The 13,870-nt window shown below is 66.3% G+C and carries 17 protein-coding genes; 9 read left to right on the top strand and 8 right to left on the bottom strand.

The features are described from left to right. Positions 1–227: 227 nt before the first annotated feature. From THITH_RS15645 to THITH_RS15625, 5 genes are all read left to right on the top strand, one after another. Positions 228–2,444, top strand: a complete 2,217-nt coding sequence (locus tag THITH_RS15645) for an HAD-IIB family hydrolase (RefSeq protein ID WP_006746867.1) — start codon at positions 228–230, stop codon at positions 2,442–2,444. Between the two features lie 201 nt (positions 2,445–2,645). Continuing rightward, positions 2,646–3,023, top strand: a complete 378-nt coding sequence (locus tag THITH_RS15640) for a DUF2934 domain-containing protein (RefSeq protein ID WP_006746868.1) — start codon at positions 2,646–2,648, stop codon at positions 3,021–3,023. Positions 3,024–3,056: 33 nt separating this feature from the next. After that, on the top strand, positions 3,057–3,590 hold the full coding sequence (locus THITH_RS15635) for an RDD family protein (protein WP_006746869.1): 534 nt from the start codon (positions 3,057–3,059) through the stop codon (positions 3,588–3,590). Between the two features lie 97 nt (positions 3,591–3,687). Beyond that, entirely contained in the window at positions 3,688–5,148 is a 1,461-nt protein-coding gene (locus THITH_RS15630; protein ID WP_006746870.1) for an ArnT family glycosyltransferase, read from the top strand. A gap of 193 nt (positions 5,149–5,341) precedes the next feature. Next, positions 5,342–6,385, top strand: coding sequence for a linear amide C-N hydrolase (locus THITH_RS15625; RefSeq protein WP_006746871.1), 1,044 nt, complete (start codon positions 5,342–5,344; stop codon positions 6,383–6,385). A 158-nt stretch (positions 6,386–6,543) separates the two neighbouring features. Here THITH_RS15625 and cysQ read toward each other — a convergent pair whose 3' ends face one another. From cysQ to THITH_RS15610, 3 genes are read right to left on the bottom strand one after another with little or no spacing between them, the layout of a single operon-like run. Further along, the gene (gene cysQ / locus THITH_RS15620; protein ID WP_006746872.1) at positions 6,544–7,377 is read right to left on the bottom strand and encodes a 3'(2'),5'-bisphosphate nucleotidase CysQ; all 834 of its coding nucleotides are present in this window, start codon (positions 7,375–7,377) and stop codon (positions 6,544–6,546) included. Continuing rightward, positions 7,374–7,931, bottom strand: coding sequence for an ADP compounds hydrolase NudE (gene nudE, locus THITH_RS15615; protein WP_006746873.1), 558 nt, complete (start codon positions 7,929–7,931; stop codon positions 7,374–7,376). Before nudE ends, cysQ begins: the two co-directional genes overlap by 4 nt. Then, the gene (locus tag THITH_RS15610) at positions 7,931–8,671 is read right to left on the bottom strand and encodes a hypothetical protein (protein WP_006746874.1); all 741 of its coding nucleotides are present in this window, start codon (positions 8,669–8,671) and stop codon (positions 7,931–7,933) included. Before THITH_RS15610 ends, nudE begins: the two co-directional genes overlap by 1 nt. A gap of 36 nt (positions 8,672–8,707) precedes the next feature. Between THITH_RS15610 and THITH_RS15605 the strand changes: the two genes are divergently transcribed. Next, positions 8,708–9,448: an HAD family hydrolase gene (locus THITH_RS15605; RefSeq protein WP_006746875.1), complete on the top strand. Its 741-nt coding sequence runs from the start codon at positions 8,708–8,710 to the stop codon at positions 9,446–9,448. Here the strand turns inward: THITH_RS15605 and THITH_RS19470 are convergent. Next, positions 9,427–9,657 (bottom strand): hypothetical protein, encoded by a 231-nt coding sequence (locus THITH_RS19470; RefSeq protein WP_084222686.1) that lies wholly within the window; start codon positions 9,655–9,657, stop codon positions 9,427–9,429. The two genes, THITH_RS15605 and THITH_RS19470, sit on opposite strands and share 22 nt — an antisense overlap. Before the next feature lie 83 nt (positions 9,658–9,740). Here THITH_RS19470 and hspQ point away from each other — a divergent pair, with 83 nt between their 5' ends. Together hspQ and THITH_RS15595 are read left to right on the top strand one after the other, a co-directional pair. After that, positions 9,741–10,052: a heat shock protein HspQ gene (gene hspQ / locus THITH_RS15600; protein WP_006746876.1), complete on the top strand. Its 312-nt coding sequence runs from the start codon at positions 9,741–9,743 to the stop codon at positions 10,050–10,052. 125 nt (positions 10,053–10,177) lie between these two features. Next, entirely contained in the window at positions 10,178–10,843 is a 666-nt protein-coding gene (locus THITH_RS15595; protein ID WP_025367636.1) for a sulfite exporter TauE/SafE family protein, read from the top strand. Positions 10,844–10,851: 8 nt separating this feature from the next. On the opposite strand, the gene THITH_RS15590 is transcribed toward THITH_RS15595, so the two are convergent. Beyond that, complete coding sequence (locus THITH_RS15590) at positions 10,852–11,304, bottom strand: DUF4426 domain-containing protein (RefSeq protein WP_006746878.1); 453 nt, start codon at positions 11,302–11,304, stop codon at positions 10,852–10,854. Positions 11,305–11,436: 132 nt separating this feature from the next. Between THITH_RS15590 and THITH_RS19465 the strand changes: the two genes are divergently transcribed. Next, on the top strand, positions 11,437–11,628 hold the full coding sequence (locus tag THITH_RS19465; protein ID WP_232222212.1) for a hypothetical protein: 192 nt from the start codon (positions 11,437–11,439) through the stop codon (positions 11,626–11,628). Between the two features lie 3 nt (positions 11,629–11,631). Here THITH_RS19465 and THITH_RS15585 read toward each other — a convergent pair whose 3' ends face one another. The 3 genes from THITH_RS15585 to THITH_RS15575 form a co-directional block, all read right to left on the bottom strand. After that, positions 11,632–12,189 carry a YggT family protein gene (locus tag THITH_RS15585; protein ID WP_006746879.1) on the bottom strand — a complete coding sequence of 186 codons (558 nt, stop codon included), beginning with the start codon at positions 12,187–12,189 and terminating at the stop codon, positions 11,632–11,634. Positions 12,190–12,322: 133 nt separating this feature from the next. Continuing rightward, a complete protein-coding gene (gene proC / locus THITH_RS15580) occupies positions 12,323–13,141 on the bottom strand; it encodes a pyrroline-5-carboxylate reductase (RefSeq protein ID WP_006746880.1) in 819 nt (272 codons plus the stop codon). After that, complete coding sequence (locus THITH_RS15575) at positions 13,138–13,851, bottom strand: YggS family pyridoxal phosphate-dependent enzyme (RefSeq protein ID WP_006746881.1); 714 nt, start codon at positions 13,849–13,851, stop codon at positions 13,138–13,140. The genes proC and THITH_RS15575 overlap by 4 nt, the downstream gene beginning before the upstream one ends. Positions 13,852–13,870 lie beyond the last annotated feature (19 nt).

Below are 13,870 nucleotides of genomic sequence, written 5' to 3'. Positions count from 1 at the left end.
GAAGACTCCTCGGAAACGGGCTGCGTCCGGGGCGTGACGCAAGCTTGGCCGGTTCACCGGCATTGTGTATGGTTATGGGCGCCGTGCGGTTCATCCGTGGCCGCGGGCTGCCCCGGGGGCCGGCAGATTCATCGCGCCGGTTGCGCCTCCTCCGAACGGGCCTGCCCGCGAGTCTAGCCGGCGCCGCCAGGCCTCTGAAGGATCCCACCCATGCCGCGAGGAGAAACGTGAAGAAGACCCAGAGCAAGGCACGCGCCGGCGAGGGCCTCTACCTGGTGCTGATCAGCGTGCATGGCCTGATCCGGGGCAGCAATCTGGAACTGGGGCGTGATGCCGACACCGGCGGTCAGACGCTCTACGTGGTGGAACTCGCGCGCGCGTTGGCGCGACATCCCGAGGTGGGGCGCGTCGATCTGGTCACGCGAAGGGTGGAGGACAGCCGCGTCGCGAACGACTACGCGCTGCCCGAGGAGGATCTCGGCAACGGCGCACGCATCGTCCGGATCGAATGCGGCCCGCGCCGCTATTTGCACAAGGAGAAGCTCTGGCCGCATCTCGATTGCTTCGCGGACAACCTGCTGGACCATATCCGCACGGTCGGGCTGCGCCCGGACGTGGTGCACGGGCACTATGCCGATGCCGGCTACGTGGCGACGCGCATTTCCAACCTGCTCGGCGTGCCCATGCTGCAGACAGGGCATTCGCTCGGGCGGGTGAAACGGGAACGCTTGGTGGCCAACGGCATGAAGGAAGCCGACATCGAGAGCCGCTACAGCATCTCGCAGCGCATCCAGGCCGAGGAAGAGGCGCTGGCACACGCGCACCGGGTGATCGCCAGCACGCAGCAGGAGGTGGGCGAACAATACGCGACCTACGACAACTACCATCCGTCGCGCATGGTCGTCATCCCGCCGGGTACCGATCTGTCGCGCTTTCGTCCGCCCAGGCGCGGACAGCGCAAGCCGCCGATCTGGCCCAGCATCGCCCGGTTTCTGGAGAAGCCCGACCGACCGCTGATCATGGCGTTGTCCCGGGCCGACGAGCGCAAGAACATCCGGGCGCTGGTCGACGCCTACGCCGGCAGTGAATGGCTGCGCGAGCATGCCAATCTGCTGATCGTGGCTGGGAACCGGGATGACATCGCCGCTCTGGAAAAGGGGGCGCGGCAGGTGCTCACGGATCTGCTGTTGCGGATCGACCGGCACGATCTCTACGGCAAGGTCGCCTACCCGAAGCATCATCAGAGCGACGACGTGCCGGATCTCTATCGACTGGTCGCCTCCACCCGTGGCGTGTTCGTGAACCCGGCGCTCACCGAACCGTTCGGTCTCACGCTGATCGAGGCCGCGGCCAGCGGTGCTCCGATCGTGGCCACCAACGACGGCGGTCCGCAGGAGATCCTCTCGCGCTGCCACAACGGCGTGCTGATCGATCCCCTGGATCCGCCGGGAATCGCCGCCGCCACCGAGTCGATCCTCTCGGACCGGGCCCTGTGGCGCCGCTTCTCCGAACAGGGTGTGAAGGGGGTGCGCGCGCACTACTCCTGGGACGGCCATGCGGCGCTTTGCGTGAAGCTGATCAAGCAACTGGGCCGCGAAGTCCGGCGCAGCCGCCGGGAACAGCGTTCGGTATCCGGCCGGCTGGTCGATGTCGACCGCGCGGTATTGACCGATATCGACAATACCCTGATCGGCGACCCGGCGGCGCTGAAGGCCTTTCTCGCCTGGCTGCGCCGGCACCGCGGCGAAGTCGTGTTCGGCGTGGCCACGGGCCGGCGTCTGGATTCCGCGCAGGAAGTGCTGGCTCGACACGGAGTCCCGGCTCCGGACCTGTGGATCACCTCGGTGGGTTCGGAGATCTACTACGGTGCCGAGGCGACGCCCGACAAGGGCTGGGCTCGCCACATCAGCCACCGCTGGCAGCCGGAACGGCTGCGCGAGCTGCTGAAGAAAGAGCCGGGGCTGGAGTTGCAGCCCGAGGTGGACCAGCGGCCGTTCAAGATCAGCTACTTCGTGGATGCCGAAAAGTTCGAAGGCGCAGCGGCGATCGACCGGCTGCTGTATCAGGCGGATCTGCATGCCCGCGTCGTCTACTCGCACGATATGTTCCTGGATCTCCTGCCGGTACGTGCGTCCAAGGGGCTCGCCGTGCGCTACGTCGCCGACAAATGGGGCATCCCGCTGGAACATGTGCTGGTGGCCGGTGACTCCGGCAACGACGAGGACATGCTGCGCGGGCGGCTGCTGGGCGTCGTGGTGGGCAACCATCACCCGGAACTGGAAAAACTGCGGGGGTTTGCGCGCATCTATTTCGCCGAGGCCACGCATGCCCGCGGCATTCTGGAGGCGGTGGAACATTTCGATCTCCTGAATCGCTGCGACATCCCGCTGGAATCGGGAGATTCCGGGGCCGCGGCGGCTCCGTCGGGGCGGGCGGCCGACTGAGTCGCTGCGCCGCATCGACAGCCCGCGGCTCCGGGGAACGCAGCCGACACCCGTGCGGGCCTGCGGCTTCCGGTGGAATTCGCCGAAACGCGGTGAAATCGTGTTGAAGGGCCGTGTGGGGCGGCCTATGATCAACCTCGGTAGCTGCTGGCGAGCAGCACCGTTGTCAAATTCGCTGGCAAGCTCCAGGGGGGCTGCATCATGGCAAGGCAAAGCAAGAAAGGCGTAACCCAGTCCGACACCGCGGCCGCGGCGTCCGAAACCTCCGCGACGAAAACCGCGAAGCCGAAGGCGCCGGCGCGTGCAAGCACCAAGGCCGCACCGGCCGAGAAGAAGCCAGCCGCGCGCAAGGCGGCACCGCGCAAGGCAACACCGCGCCAGGCGACCAATGGTACCGGGGCGCGTTCTTCGCGGAAGGCGGCGCCGGCTACGGGGTCGGAGGTCAGTCCCGAGCAGCGCTACCGCATGATCCAGGATGCCGCGTATTTCATCGCCGAGCGCAACGGGTTCACCGGCGACAACCACGCCCACTGGCTGGAGGCCGAGAAAGCCATCGACGCCCAGCTTGCGAGCCGCTGACAGCCCGCCGGGTCGGACCGGGGCGGGGGGGTAATGCCTGTGGGCTCGCGCAACGAAGATCCGGGGCGGGTCCACCCCTGGATCCGCTTTTGGGCGCGTGCCTTCGACGTGTTCCTGATGGCGGTGCCGCTGGGGCTGGCCCAGTGGCACTGGTTCTGGCCGGCAGAGCCCGGCTGGATCGACCTGATGCTGTTCGGCATGCTGGTGCTGTTCGTCTGGCTGCTGATCGAACCCATTCTGATCAGCCGCCTGGCGACGAGCCCCGGCAAGTGGGTGTTCTCGATCCGGATCCTGAACCGGGATGGTTCCCGGCTCAGCTACTCGCAGGCGCTGCGGCGCTCGGACATGGTCTGGGCCAAGGGGCTCGGCGCGGGCGCGCCGCTGATCGGGCAGTTCCTGATGGCCGCCCAGCACTACCAGTTGTCCCGCGACGCCAAGACCTTCTGGGACGAAGAAGGCGACTTCGACGTCCGTCACGGCCAGATCCGGGCCCCCCGCGTGATCGCCGCAGCCGCGATCGTGGCCTTGGCCGTTCTCGCCCTGTGGCTGGCGGCCGCGGCTGCCTGACGGCGTTCCGGAGCCGACCAGGGCCGAGTCGATCGGTATCATCCGGTGCGGTCCATCCCATCTTGCGTTCCACGTCACTTGTCAGGAATCCCTGTCCATGTCGTCGTCTTCCAGCGACCGTGTTGCACTCCCCGTCTTGCTCGCGTTCGGCGTGGTCCTGGTGCTCGCCGTTCATTACGGGTCGATGCTTCACGTCGGTACGATTAGCCATTGGGACGAGTACTTCACGCTCGAGCGGTCGCACGGTTTTTCGCTGCACAGCGACTGGTTTACCGTCTACACGAATCACCGGCCGAGTTTTGTCAAACCACCGCTGCATTACTGGCTGACCGCAGCTGCCCTGGCGCAGTTTGATGATCTCGAATTTGCACTGAGATTCTGGCCTTTCCTGCTCGGGCTCGCATTGCTCGGCGCCACGGGGCTGCTCGCCCATGCGCTCGCGCCCGGGCATCCTTACGCGATCCCGGCTGCAATCCTGATCCTCGCCGCCTCCTCCTTGTTGTGGCGCCACAGCACCTCTGCGCTGCTGGATACCGGTGCGGCTTTTTTCCTGACGCTCGCCATTGCCGCGTTCATTCTGGCAATGCGCCAGCCGAGATGGTGGTACGTGGTGGCGCTGGCGGCAGGGCTCGGCGCCTTGCAGAAGGTTCCGGCGGCGATGGTGGCGGTCGCGGTCTTTCTGGTCTTGGTTCCACTGAGCGCTCGGTTTCACGACGTCTCGCTGCGCTTGATCGTGCGTAACGTTCATTTCCGGATCTCGCTGCTGCTGGGGACAGCGGTCTTTCTCTGGTGGCCGATTCTGCAAACGGTGCTGCACGGACCCCGGTTCATTAGGTCCGCCTATGGCCGGGAGCTCGTGGGTCGGTTTGCTCCGAGCGGGGGTCTCGCGGACGTTGAGATGCAGTGGTGGCAGTGGATCCTGCGGGATGGTGCGGGGCTCTGGATCCCCGCGATCGCAGCGCTGTTCCTGTTGCCGTTCCTCGTCCGGCGGCCGGAGGCGTTCCTCTTGCCTCTGGCAGCCGTCGGATTCGCGTTGATGCTCACGCTGGCCTCGGGGATGACCTACGAGCGGTATATGCTGCTCGTGCTTCCGATCCTGGCCGCTAGCCTGGGGGTCGCAATGGCACGGATGATCCCGTGGCAAGGGCTGGTCGTGCCGGCTGCATTGCTGCTGGCGTTCTGGGCCGGCGCGCCGTTGCAGTCGGCCGAGTCTCTGAGGTTGACGAATGACTCTCAGAGCCAGTATCGGCCCCTGCTCGAGGACTTCGCAAGGGCATTGCGGGACGACGAGACTCCAGTCTACTGCGGCTGGTCGCGCCGGCTCGGTGTCGTACCCGGGGCCTATTCGTACCATGCAAGCAATGGTAGAAGCTTCACGAGGCTGGGCACTCCCGACGACCTAGTCGTGCGAACCCGTCAACGCGGCGCGGCAGGCCCGCTCTATCGCGGACTCTGCGACGCGGCGGAACTCGACGATCTGCGTCCGTATCTGGAGGAGCTGGAGGTAATTGCGGAGCTGAACGGACTCTTGCACTGGAGGGGCAGGATCGTGCGGTAGGCCACCCTGCCCGGTGCTCAGCGCGCGCTCGGGGGCGGCAGTTCCGGGCGCCGCGCATTGTTGTCGTGCAGCAAGCCGAGGCTCCGTCCGGTAGACTCAACGCCCAGGAAAAACCTGGCAACGCTCAAGATCCGGCGCTGCTTTGCGGTGTCGCTGAATGCGGTTGTCATTACCGAAGCGGGAGGGGTAGAGAATGAATCACAGGATCGTGTCTCTTGTCATTGCATGCGCGTGCATGCTGTCCATCGCGCCGCCAGTCGATGCCTGTTCACGGGCGGTCTATCAGGGGCCCGACGGGCTCACCATTACGGCGCGCTCGATGGACTGGAAGGATGAGATTCCGGCCAATCTATGGCTGTTTCCCAGGGGAATGGAGCGGAACGGGGCGGTTGGTCCGAATTCGGTTTCCTGGGTCTCCCGGTATGGGAGCGTCGTCGCCAGCGCTTTCGACATTGCCAGCGCCGACGGTATGAACGAGAAAGGTCTCGTCGCCAACCTGCTCTGGCTGACCGAATCCCGCTATCCGGAATTCGATGGGGATCGGCAGGGCCTGAGTATTGCTGCCTGGGTGCAGTACGTGCTCGACAATTTTGCCACGGTTGAAGAAGCGGTCGACGAGCTACGCGATGAGCCCTTCGTGGTGGTTTCCACGGATATCCCCGGGACCGACCGCTTCGGAACGCTTCACCTGTCGATCTCCGACGCCAAGGGCGACAATGCGATCTTCGAGTACGTGGATGGAGTGCTGACGATTCATCATGGCATGTCGTACACGGTGATGACCAACTCGCCGGTTTTTGAACAGCAGCTGGCGCTGAACGAATACTGGAAGCAGATCGGCGGCACGACCATGCTGCCGGGAACCAGTCGGCCGGCGGATCGCTTTGTGCGGGCATCGTTTTACATGGATGCGATCCCCAGGACGAGCGACCCGCAAATCGCGGTGGCGAGCGTGTTCAGTGTCATCCGAAGCGTCTCGGTTCCTTTCGGCATCTCGACCGAAGGTGAGCCCCATATCTCGTCGACCCGGTGGCGGTCGGTCTCTGACCAGAAGCATCTCGTGTATTACTTCGAGACAGCGCTTACACCCAATACGTTCTGGGTAGATCTGAACCGGGTCGATTTCGCCTCGGACAGTGGGGTCAGGCAGCTGCCCCTGGCAGGGAACGAGGTCTATTCCGGCGAAGTGTCCGATGCATTCATGAACGCCGAGCCGTTCGCATTCGCGGGGCCGTGAAAAGGCGATGGCATCCGCCGTGGCAGCGTCCACGCTCCCGGCCGGCGCGACACCCGTCAGGGCGCCGGCGGGGTTGAGTGCGCCTTGCCCGGTGAACGGACCGGGTAGGCGTTCGTGCGCCGGTGTTGCGACCTGGCGCAGGTACGGCCGATTCGGGTTCAGGCGGCGGGGCGGTCGAGGCCGAGGCGCGACAACCATGCCTGAGGGTCTTCGGCGCAGACCAGGAACTCGGGGTTGAGCAGGGACTCCCGGGTGTTGTAGCGCAGCTCCGCGCCGGTCAGATCGACGACCCGCCCGCCTGCAGCGCTGACTACCGCATGCGCCGCGGCGGTGTCCCACTCGCTGGTGGGACCGAGGCGGGGGTACAGGTCGGCGGCACCCTCGGCAACCAGGCAGAGCTTCAGGGAGCTGCCCATCGGCACGAGCTGGTGCGGGCCAAGCTTTTCCAGCGCGGCAAGCAGCCGGTCGTTGCCATGGGAACGGCTGCCGACGACGCGCGGCCTGTGCCCGGGCGCGGGCGGCTGCACCTGGATCGGTGCCCGCGATGCCGCCGAGGTTTCCCGGAACGCGCCGACGCCGTGCGCGCCCGAGTACAGGGTGCCGAGCACCGGGCTCCAGACGACGCCCAGCAGCGGGTCGTGGTGCTGGATCAGCGCGATGTTCACGGTGAACTCGCCGTTGCGTTTCACGAATTCGCGCGTGCCGTCCAGCGGATCGATCAGCCAGTACGATGGCCAGTGCCGGCGCTCGTCGAACGGGACGTCGCGCCCCTCCTCGGACAGCAGCGGGAGTTCCGGTGTCAGTTCCCGAAGGCGCGCGCTGATGATACGGTGTGCCGCGAGGTCGGCCTCGGTCAGCGGCGACCGGTCGTCCTTCTCCATCGTCGCGAAACGGGTCTCGTAGACGTCGAGAATCGCATCCCCGGCCTCCCGGGCGATGTTCCGGGCTTCGTTCAGCAGCACCTCGACCGGCAGCGAAAGCCCGCTCATCATGGTTTCGCCAGCAGCCGTTCGCGCACCATGAACAATGCGGCGATGGATCGGGCCTCGGAACAGTCCTCGCGCTCCAGCAGGCGGCCCAGATCGGCAAGCCGCCAAGGCAGCACCTCGATTTCCTCGGGCTCGTCGCCGGGAACCCGGTGCTCGTACAGATCCTGCGCCAGGACGAGATGCGAGGTGTGTGACATGTACCCGGGAGCGAGCGAGAAGGATCCGAGGTGGCTCAGGCGCCGGCTGCCATAGCCGATCTCCTCCATGATCTCGCGGTCGGCCGCGGCCAGGATGTCCTCGTCCGCCTCGATCCGGCCCTTGGGCAGTCCGAGCTCGTAGCGGTCGGTTCCCGCCGCGTACTCGCGGATCAAGAGCACGGTTTCCGCGTCCAGCATCGGCGCAATCACGACCGCGCCGCGACCGCTGTTCAGCAGCCGCTCGTAGCGTGCATGCACTCCGTTGCTGAACTCCAGATGCATCTCCTCGACCTCGAACAGGCGGCTGCGGGCCACGGTGCGGCGATCGTGAACGGCGGGCTTGGTTCGCTGCGTGGACATCAGTCGTTGGTGCCGGCGTCCCGCGAGCCGTTCTCGAACCGCAGTACGGTATTCAATCGCCCCTCGAAGACGGTGTCGATGATCACGCCGTGGCGGGACGTGGTGATATCGAAACCCGGCTGGGCGTCCGGAGTCGTCTCCGCCAGCGACAGATCAAGATCCCCCCAATTGATGGCTACGGTCACGCGCATCGGATAATAGCCGTCGAGGAAACGCCGCATGAACGGCCCGTTTTCCAGCACGTAGCTGCCGTCGTCGAGCATCCGGAGCATTTGCGAGCGCGCACGTACGCAGAGTTCGGCTTCCGGTTCGACCCGGCGCAGCTGCACCGAGGCTCCCTCGACCCAGGATTCCGCGATATTGCTCTGCGATTCGATTTCGATGTCCCGTGTCGTGGCACCATTGTAGAGGATCTGTGCCCGACGAACCCGGTCGATGTCGCGGTGGCACTGGCGCAGTTGGACCCAGCCGTCGTCCAGGCTGCTCGCAGCCAGCGTGATCTGGTTCTCGTGGTGGTGGACCGGTTGCTCCGGCCGTTCGCTCAGGAACTGCAGTGCGCCCCGGTTGGTTTCCGGGCGGGGTGGCTCCCAGAGGCTGTCGTCGTCGAACGGGTCGGCGGAGCCGTGGTCGTCGAACGGATCCCCCGGCTCGGCGGCAGCCAGTGGCAGTGCCAGTACGGCGGCCAGTGCGCCGATGCTCAGGCTGCGGCAGTACGGGCGCGGATACAATGTGCCAGGCATGATGAACGCCTCTCTGTTTCTCTCCGGATATTAGGCATGGACACTGCGACTGCGTCAAAAAATCCTGATACGCGTTCCGCGACCGATCGCGGACTGCCGTGGGCGGAGATTGACACCGTGCTGTTCGACATGGACGGTACGCTGCTGGATCTGCATTTCGACAATCGCTACTGGCGCGAACTGATACCGGACGAGTACGCCCGGCTGCATGCTCATGAGCCGGAACTGGCGCGCCAGCGTCTGTTCGCCGAGATGGAGCGGATCCGCGGCCAGTTGCGGTGGTACTGCCTGGACCACTGGGTCCGTTTCACCGGGCTGGATCTGCTGGCGCTGAAAGTGCGCCTCGAACGACACATCGCGCTACATCCCCACGCGCTCGACGTGCTGGATACGCTGCGGGTACAGGGTAAGCGCCTGGTGCTGGTCACCAATGCCCACCCCGAGGTGTACGCGTTCAAGCATGCCCGCACCGGTCTCGGCAACCACCTGCACCGGGTGGTGTCGGCGCATGCACTCGATTGCGCGAAGGAGGAGGGGTGCTTCTGGGAGCGGTTGCAGACGGTGGAACGCTACGACCCGCAGCGCAGCTTGCTCGTCGATGACAATCTCGCCGCGCTCGCCAGCGCGCGCGCGGCCGGTGTGGAGCATCTGCGCGGCGTGCGCTATCCGGATTCGCGCGGACCGGCGATGCAGTCGGTGGATTTCCACCTGTTGGAGAGCCTGGCCGAACTGTTGCCCGACCGCCGGCTCCACGCCTACGCTTCGAGCCCGGTCTGAAGGTTCCGGCGGAATGGGGTTTGACTTCCATGGCCCGTGTGGCCATCCCCGATGATGCAAGAGGCGTAGGGCGGAAGAGGCCGAAGTCCGTCATCCGTCAGCCGGCGCTCGGGGTGCCGCGGGCGCCTGGGCACCGCGAACGCCATGTGGCGGATGACGCTGCGCCCTTCCGCCCTTGGGACTGGCTCTGGTCTTGACGAAACGACAATGGGCCTGAATCAATGGGGTTGAACTGGAAGTCCGCGCCAATGCCCAAATGGTACGGGTAGGTGAATTCGAAAGCGAGGAGCGTATGCGTCACGCAGCGTTTGCAATCGGACAGATCATTCATTTCCGGGGTGGAAATGCGCGTGGGGTCGTGGTGGACGTCGATGAAAGCTTCCGTGCGCCGGCGGAACTGCCCGAACAGGTTCGCGCCGGTTTGCCGAGCCCCGAGCAGCCTTGGTACTACGTGCTGGTCGACGGCTCCGAAGACCGAGTGTACGTGGCCGAGGAGAGCGTTCAGGCCGATTCCGACCGTTCCCCGGTGGAGCACCCCGGAATCGACCGGTTCTTCCGGCGTTTCGGCGATGGCCGCTACCAGCCCCAGTATTCGCTGAACTGAGCCGTTCGCACTGCGCATGAGACGACCGGGGTGAAGGTGCGCGGTTCCGCGCTGCGAACGGTCGTCCGGGCCTCAACAGCCGTGCCGTCGGCACGCCCCGCCGGCGCTGTCGGCCGCCGGAGCCGCTGATGGACGCCGGCACTCTGGTGGCCGCCTTCGCGGTCGGCGTGCTTGGGGGCGTGCACTGCCTCGGAATGTGCGGCGGGATCGTCGGGGCGATCTCGCTGAGCCACGGGGCCGGTGCCGCGCCTTCCTGGCCTCGATTGCTTGCCTACAACCTGGGGCGGATGACCAGCTACGTCGTTGCCGGCGCACTCGCGGGGCTGCTCGGCGCGGTACTGCTTGGCGGCCTGCCCCAGGGGCAGCGGGTGCTCGAGCTCCTGGCCGCGGTGTTCCTGGTGCTGCTCGGTTTGTACCTGGCCGGCTGGTGGCCGGTTCTGGCCCGGCTGGAACGGGTCGGTGGGCGGATATGGCGGCGGATCGAGCCACTGGGGCGGCGCTTCATTCCGGTGCGGCATGCCGGGCAGGCCTTCGTGGTCGGAGGGATCTGGGGGTGGCTGCCGTGCGGTTTGGTCTACAGCGTGTTCGTCTGGACGCTGTCGGCGGGCAGCGCTACCGGCGGTGCGCTGCTGATGGCGGCCTTTGCGCTCGGTACGCTGCCCAACCTGATGTTGATGGGGATCTTTGCCGCCCGCCTGGCGCGGATCGTGCGCAACGACTGGCTGCGCAAGGGCGCCGGAACGCTGCTGATCGCCTATGGCCTGTGGCGGCTGGCCGGCGCGCTCTACTGAAGGCGCCCTCAGGGCACGAAAGCGGCCTGCCGGAAGTCCAGCGGCATGGGTTCGTCCGCGCCCGCAACGCGGATCTGGATCCGGAAATCCAGGACTTCGCCCGGGCGCACCCGCGCCTCCGCGAGGTGGTAGATCGCGTCGGCTTCACGCACTTCGCGGAACTCCAGCGGACGGACCTGCTGGTTCAGGTTCACGGTCTGTCCGCGCAGCGACGCGGATATCGGCTTCAGGTCGTCGCCGTCGCGTTCCATCACCACGATGTTGACCAGGGCGCGGCTGCGGCTGCGGCGAATGTCGTAGGCGCGGGCGACCTCGGGAGAGAGAAAGGTGGTGTTGACCACGGTGTAGTGCACGACGTGGCTGTCGAAGTCGACTTCGTTGGCCTGGGCCCATCCGGCGCCCAGGAATGTACCCAGTACGATGCCCAGCAACGCCACGAAGGTTCGGTGCACGCTCGTCATTCCCTTTCTCCTGTGTTGGTTGGTCCGGGGTGTCCGCGCGCACCCGCACCGGGGTCGGTGCAGGATGTTTCCGGGTGCGGCGACCCTTTCCAAGTCTAGTTGGAAATTCGCCGAGCGCGACCGGGCGTTAGCGTGAAAGTCACCGCCTGTCTCGTGTCCCGGGCGACCCGTAGGGCGGAAAAGCGCAGCGTCATCCGCCGTACGGCGTTCGCGCCTCCCCGGCGCCTGCGGCGACCCCGGCGCCAGCTGGCGGATGACGGCCTTCGGCCTTTTCCGCCCTACGCCTCTTTCATCATCGGGGGTGCCTCACCCCCAATGGCATGACAGTTAGATCGAGCGCACCAGGATCAGCAGCACGTAGAGGCCGATCAACGCCACCATCGGCGAGAAATCGATCGCGCCGGTGCTCGGCAGGCTGCGCCGCAAAGGCCCGAGGATCGGGCGATTGACATCCGCGACCAGGCGAGCCACCGGGTTACCGCGCATTTCGCCGCCGCCAGCCTGGATCCAGCTCAGCACGACCTCGACGATCAGGCTGATGATGAAAATCCAGATCGTGGTGACGAGCACGGCCGATACGGCGGCCAGGATGATCGTTCCGAAGCCGGTCTGGATGCCCATCAGAGACAGGCGCAGCCAGAGTTCGATGACCTTGAGCAGCAGAATCAGGATCACCGCGGCCAGGTCGAGTCGCCCCAGCGGCGGAATGAAGCGCCGCATCAGCACCAGCGGCGGGTTGGTCAGCTGGACGATGGTCTGCGAGATCGGGTTGAAGAAATCGGCCCGCACCAGCCCGAAGATCAGGCGCAGCAGCAGCAGGATGATGTAGATCCCGAACAGGGTGCTGATCAGGAAATCGAGGATCTGGTCCACAGGGCCTTGCATCGTCAACTCCGGGGTCGTGGGTCAGGGTGCGGCCGGCCGGGCATGTGCGCTGTCCCGCCAGGGCCGGGAGGTGCGAGGCCCGCCGATCGCGGCAGCGGTGGGCCGGGCATTGGAACTGTCGCGGCGGCGGCTGTCACTCGCCGAGTTCACGGCTGCGCACCGCGGCGGATTGTAGCGCCCGGTCTACCAATCCGGCGAAGTCCCCATCCTGGAAAGTGCCGAGCGCCCGCTCGGTGGTGCCGCCCGGCGAGGTGACCCGGGCCCTGAGTTGGGCGGCGCTCTCCGGACTTTCAGCGGCCAGCCGGGCAGCCCCGCTGACCGTGGCCAGCGTCAGGCGATGCGCGGTCAGTGGATCAAGACCGAGCCGGGTCGCGGCTGCTTCCATGGCCTCGATCAACAAGAACACGTAGGCCGGGCCGCTGCCCGAGGTCGCCGTGACCGCATGCATCAGGTCTTCGTGTTCGACCCAGACGGTTTCCCCGACCGATCCGAGCAGCCGTTCCGCGTCCTGCCGGTCCAGTTCGGTCGCGCGCGGGTTCGCGTACAGGCCGGCGATGCCTGCCCCGACCAGTGCGGGGGTGTTGGGCATCGCGCGGATGATCCGTGTCTCCGGGCCGAGCCAGTGCCCGAGCCGCGTGGTGCTGATCCCCGCGGCGATCGACACCACCAGCGGCTCGGACTGGCGGACCGCCGGTGCGAGGTCTGCAGCGACGTGAGGCAGTACCTGGGGTTTCACCGCCAGCACCAGCGTGCGGGCGCTGCCGGCGAGCTCGCCGGCGCTCAACAACACCAGGCCCGGGAAACGTTGCAGCAGGTCGCGGGCCCGCGTGGAATCGGGCTCGGCAATGCCGATCTCGCCGGCGTCGACGCCCGCCCGAATCAGGCCCGCGATCAGGGCCTGCCCCATGTTCCCGGCGCCGACGAAGCCGGTTTCGAGTGTATTCGTGCTCATGCTTGTGTTCCCTGCGCGTTGCGTGGGCCAAAGAGTGCGGTTCCGACGCGGACGAGCGTCGCGCCTTCGAGGATCGCGGCCTCCAGATCGCCCGACATGCCCATCGACAAGGTGTCCAGCCGATGCCCCCGGGTGTTCAGCCGATCGTGCAGCTCCCGCAGGCGGCGAAACGGTCGCCGCTGTTCGGCCGGATCGGTGCTGGGAGCCGGCAGCGTCATCAGGCCCCGCAGTCGGAGGCCGGGGAGTTCCGCGACCGCCGCCGCAAGCGGCTCCAGATCGGCTTCGGCGACCCCGGCCTTGCCAGGTTCGCCACTCAGGTTCACCTGCAGGCAGACCTGTAGCGGGGGGTGGCTGTCCGGCCGCTGTTTTGACAGGCGCTGGGCGATGTTGAGACGGTCGATGCCATGGACCCAGTCGGCGCGTTCTGCGACCGCCCGGGTCTTGTTGCGCTGCAGGGCTCCGATGAAATGCCATTCCAATGGCGGCTCGAGTGCTGGAAGCGCGAGTGCCTCCCATTTTGCCACGAACTCCTGTACGTAGTTCTCGCCAAAGCGCTGCTGCCCCAGTGCGTGCAATGCCGTGATCTCCGGTACCGTTCGTGTCTTGCTGACCGCGATCAGCCGTACCGAGCTCGGATCCCGGCCCGCTTGCCGGCAGGTCTTGTCGATCCGCCGGTGCACTTCGTTCCAGCACGTTTCCAGTTGCGCCATGGGGCTATGATATATTCGC

Source organism: Thioalkalivibrio paradoxus ARh 1, from assembly GCF_000227685.2.
GTDB classification, from domain to species: domain Bacteria; phylum Pseudomonadota; class Gammaproteobacteria; order Ectothiorhodospirales; family Ectothiorhodospiraceae; genus Thioalkalivibrio; species Thioalkalivibrio paradoxus.
This window is presented reverse-complemented; position numbering and strand designations above follow the sequence as displayed.

Bases quoted from the DNA above. Each gene is read 5' to 3' on its own strand.
- THITH_RS15640 (WP_006746868.1), top strand. From the start codon at position 2,646: ATGGCAAGGCAAAGCAAGAAAGGCGTAACCCAGTCCGACACCGCGGCC.
- THITH_RS15635 (WP_006746869.1), top strand. From the start codon at position 3,057: ATGCCTGTGGGCTCGCGCAACGAAGATCCGGGGCGGGTCCACCCCTGG.
- THITH_RS15630 (WP_006746870.1), top strand. From the start codon at position 3,688: ATGTCGTCGTCTTCCAGCGACCGTGTTGCACTCCCCGTCTTGCTCGCG.
- THITH_RS15625 (WP_006746871.1), top strand. From the start codon at position 5,342: ATGAATCACAGGATCGTGTCTCTTGTCATTGCATGCGCGTGCATGCTG.
- cysQ (WP_006746872.1), bottom strand. From the start codon at position 7,377: ATGATGAGCGGGCTTTCGCTGCCGGTCGAGGTGCTGCTGAACGAAGCC.
- nudE (WP_006746873.1), bottom strand. From the start codon at position 7,931: ATGTCCACGCAGCGAACCAAGCCCGCCGTTCACGATCGCCGCACCGTG.
- THITH_RS15610 (WP_006746874.1), bottom strand. From the start codon at position 8,671: ATGCCTGGCACATTGTATCCGCGCCCGTACTGCCGCAGCCTGAGCATC.
- THITH_RS15605 (WP_006746875.1), top strand. From the start codon at position 8,708: ATGGACACTGCGACTGCGTCAAAAAATCCTGATACGCGTTCCGCGACC.
- hspQ (WP_006746876.1), top strand. From the start codon at position 9,741: ATGCGTCACGCAGCGTTTGCAATCGGACAGATCATTCATTTCCGGGGT.
- THITH_RS15590 (WP_006746878.1), bottom strand. From the start codon at position 11,304: ATGACGAGCGTGCACCGAACCTTCGTGGCGTTGCTGGGCATCGTACTG.
- THITH_RS15585 (WP_006746879.1), bottom strand. From the start codon at position 12,189: ATGCAAGGCCCTGTGGACCAGATCCTCGATTTCCTGATCAGCACCCTG.
- proC (WP_006746880.1), bottom strand. From the start codon at position 13,141: ATGAGCACGAATACACTCGAAACCGGCTTCGTCGGCGCCGGGAACATG.
- THITH_RS15575 (WP_006746881.1), bottom strand. From the start codon at position 13,851: ATGGCGCAACTGGAAACGTGCTGGAACGAAGTGCACCGGCGGATCGAC.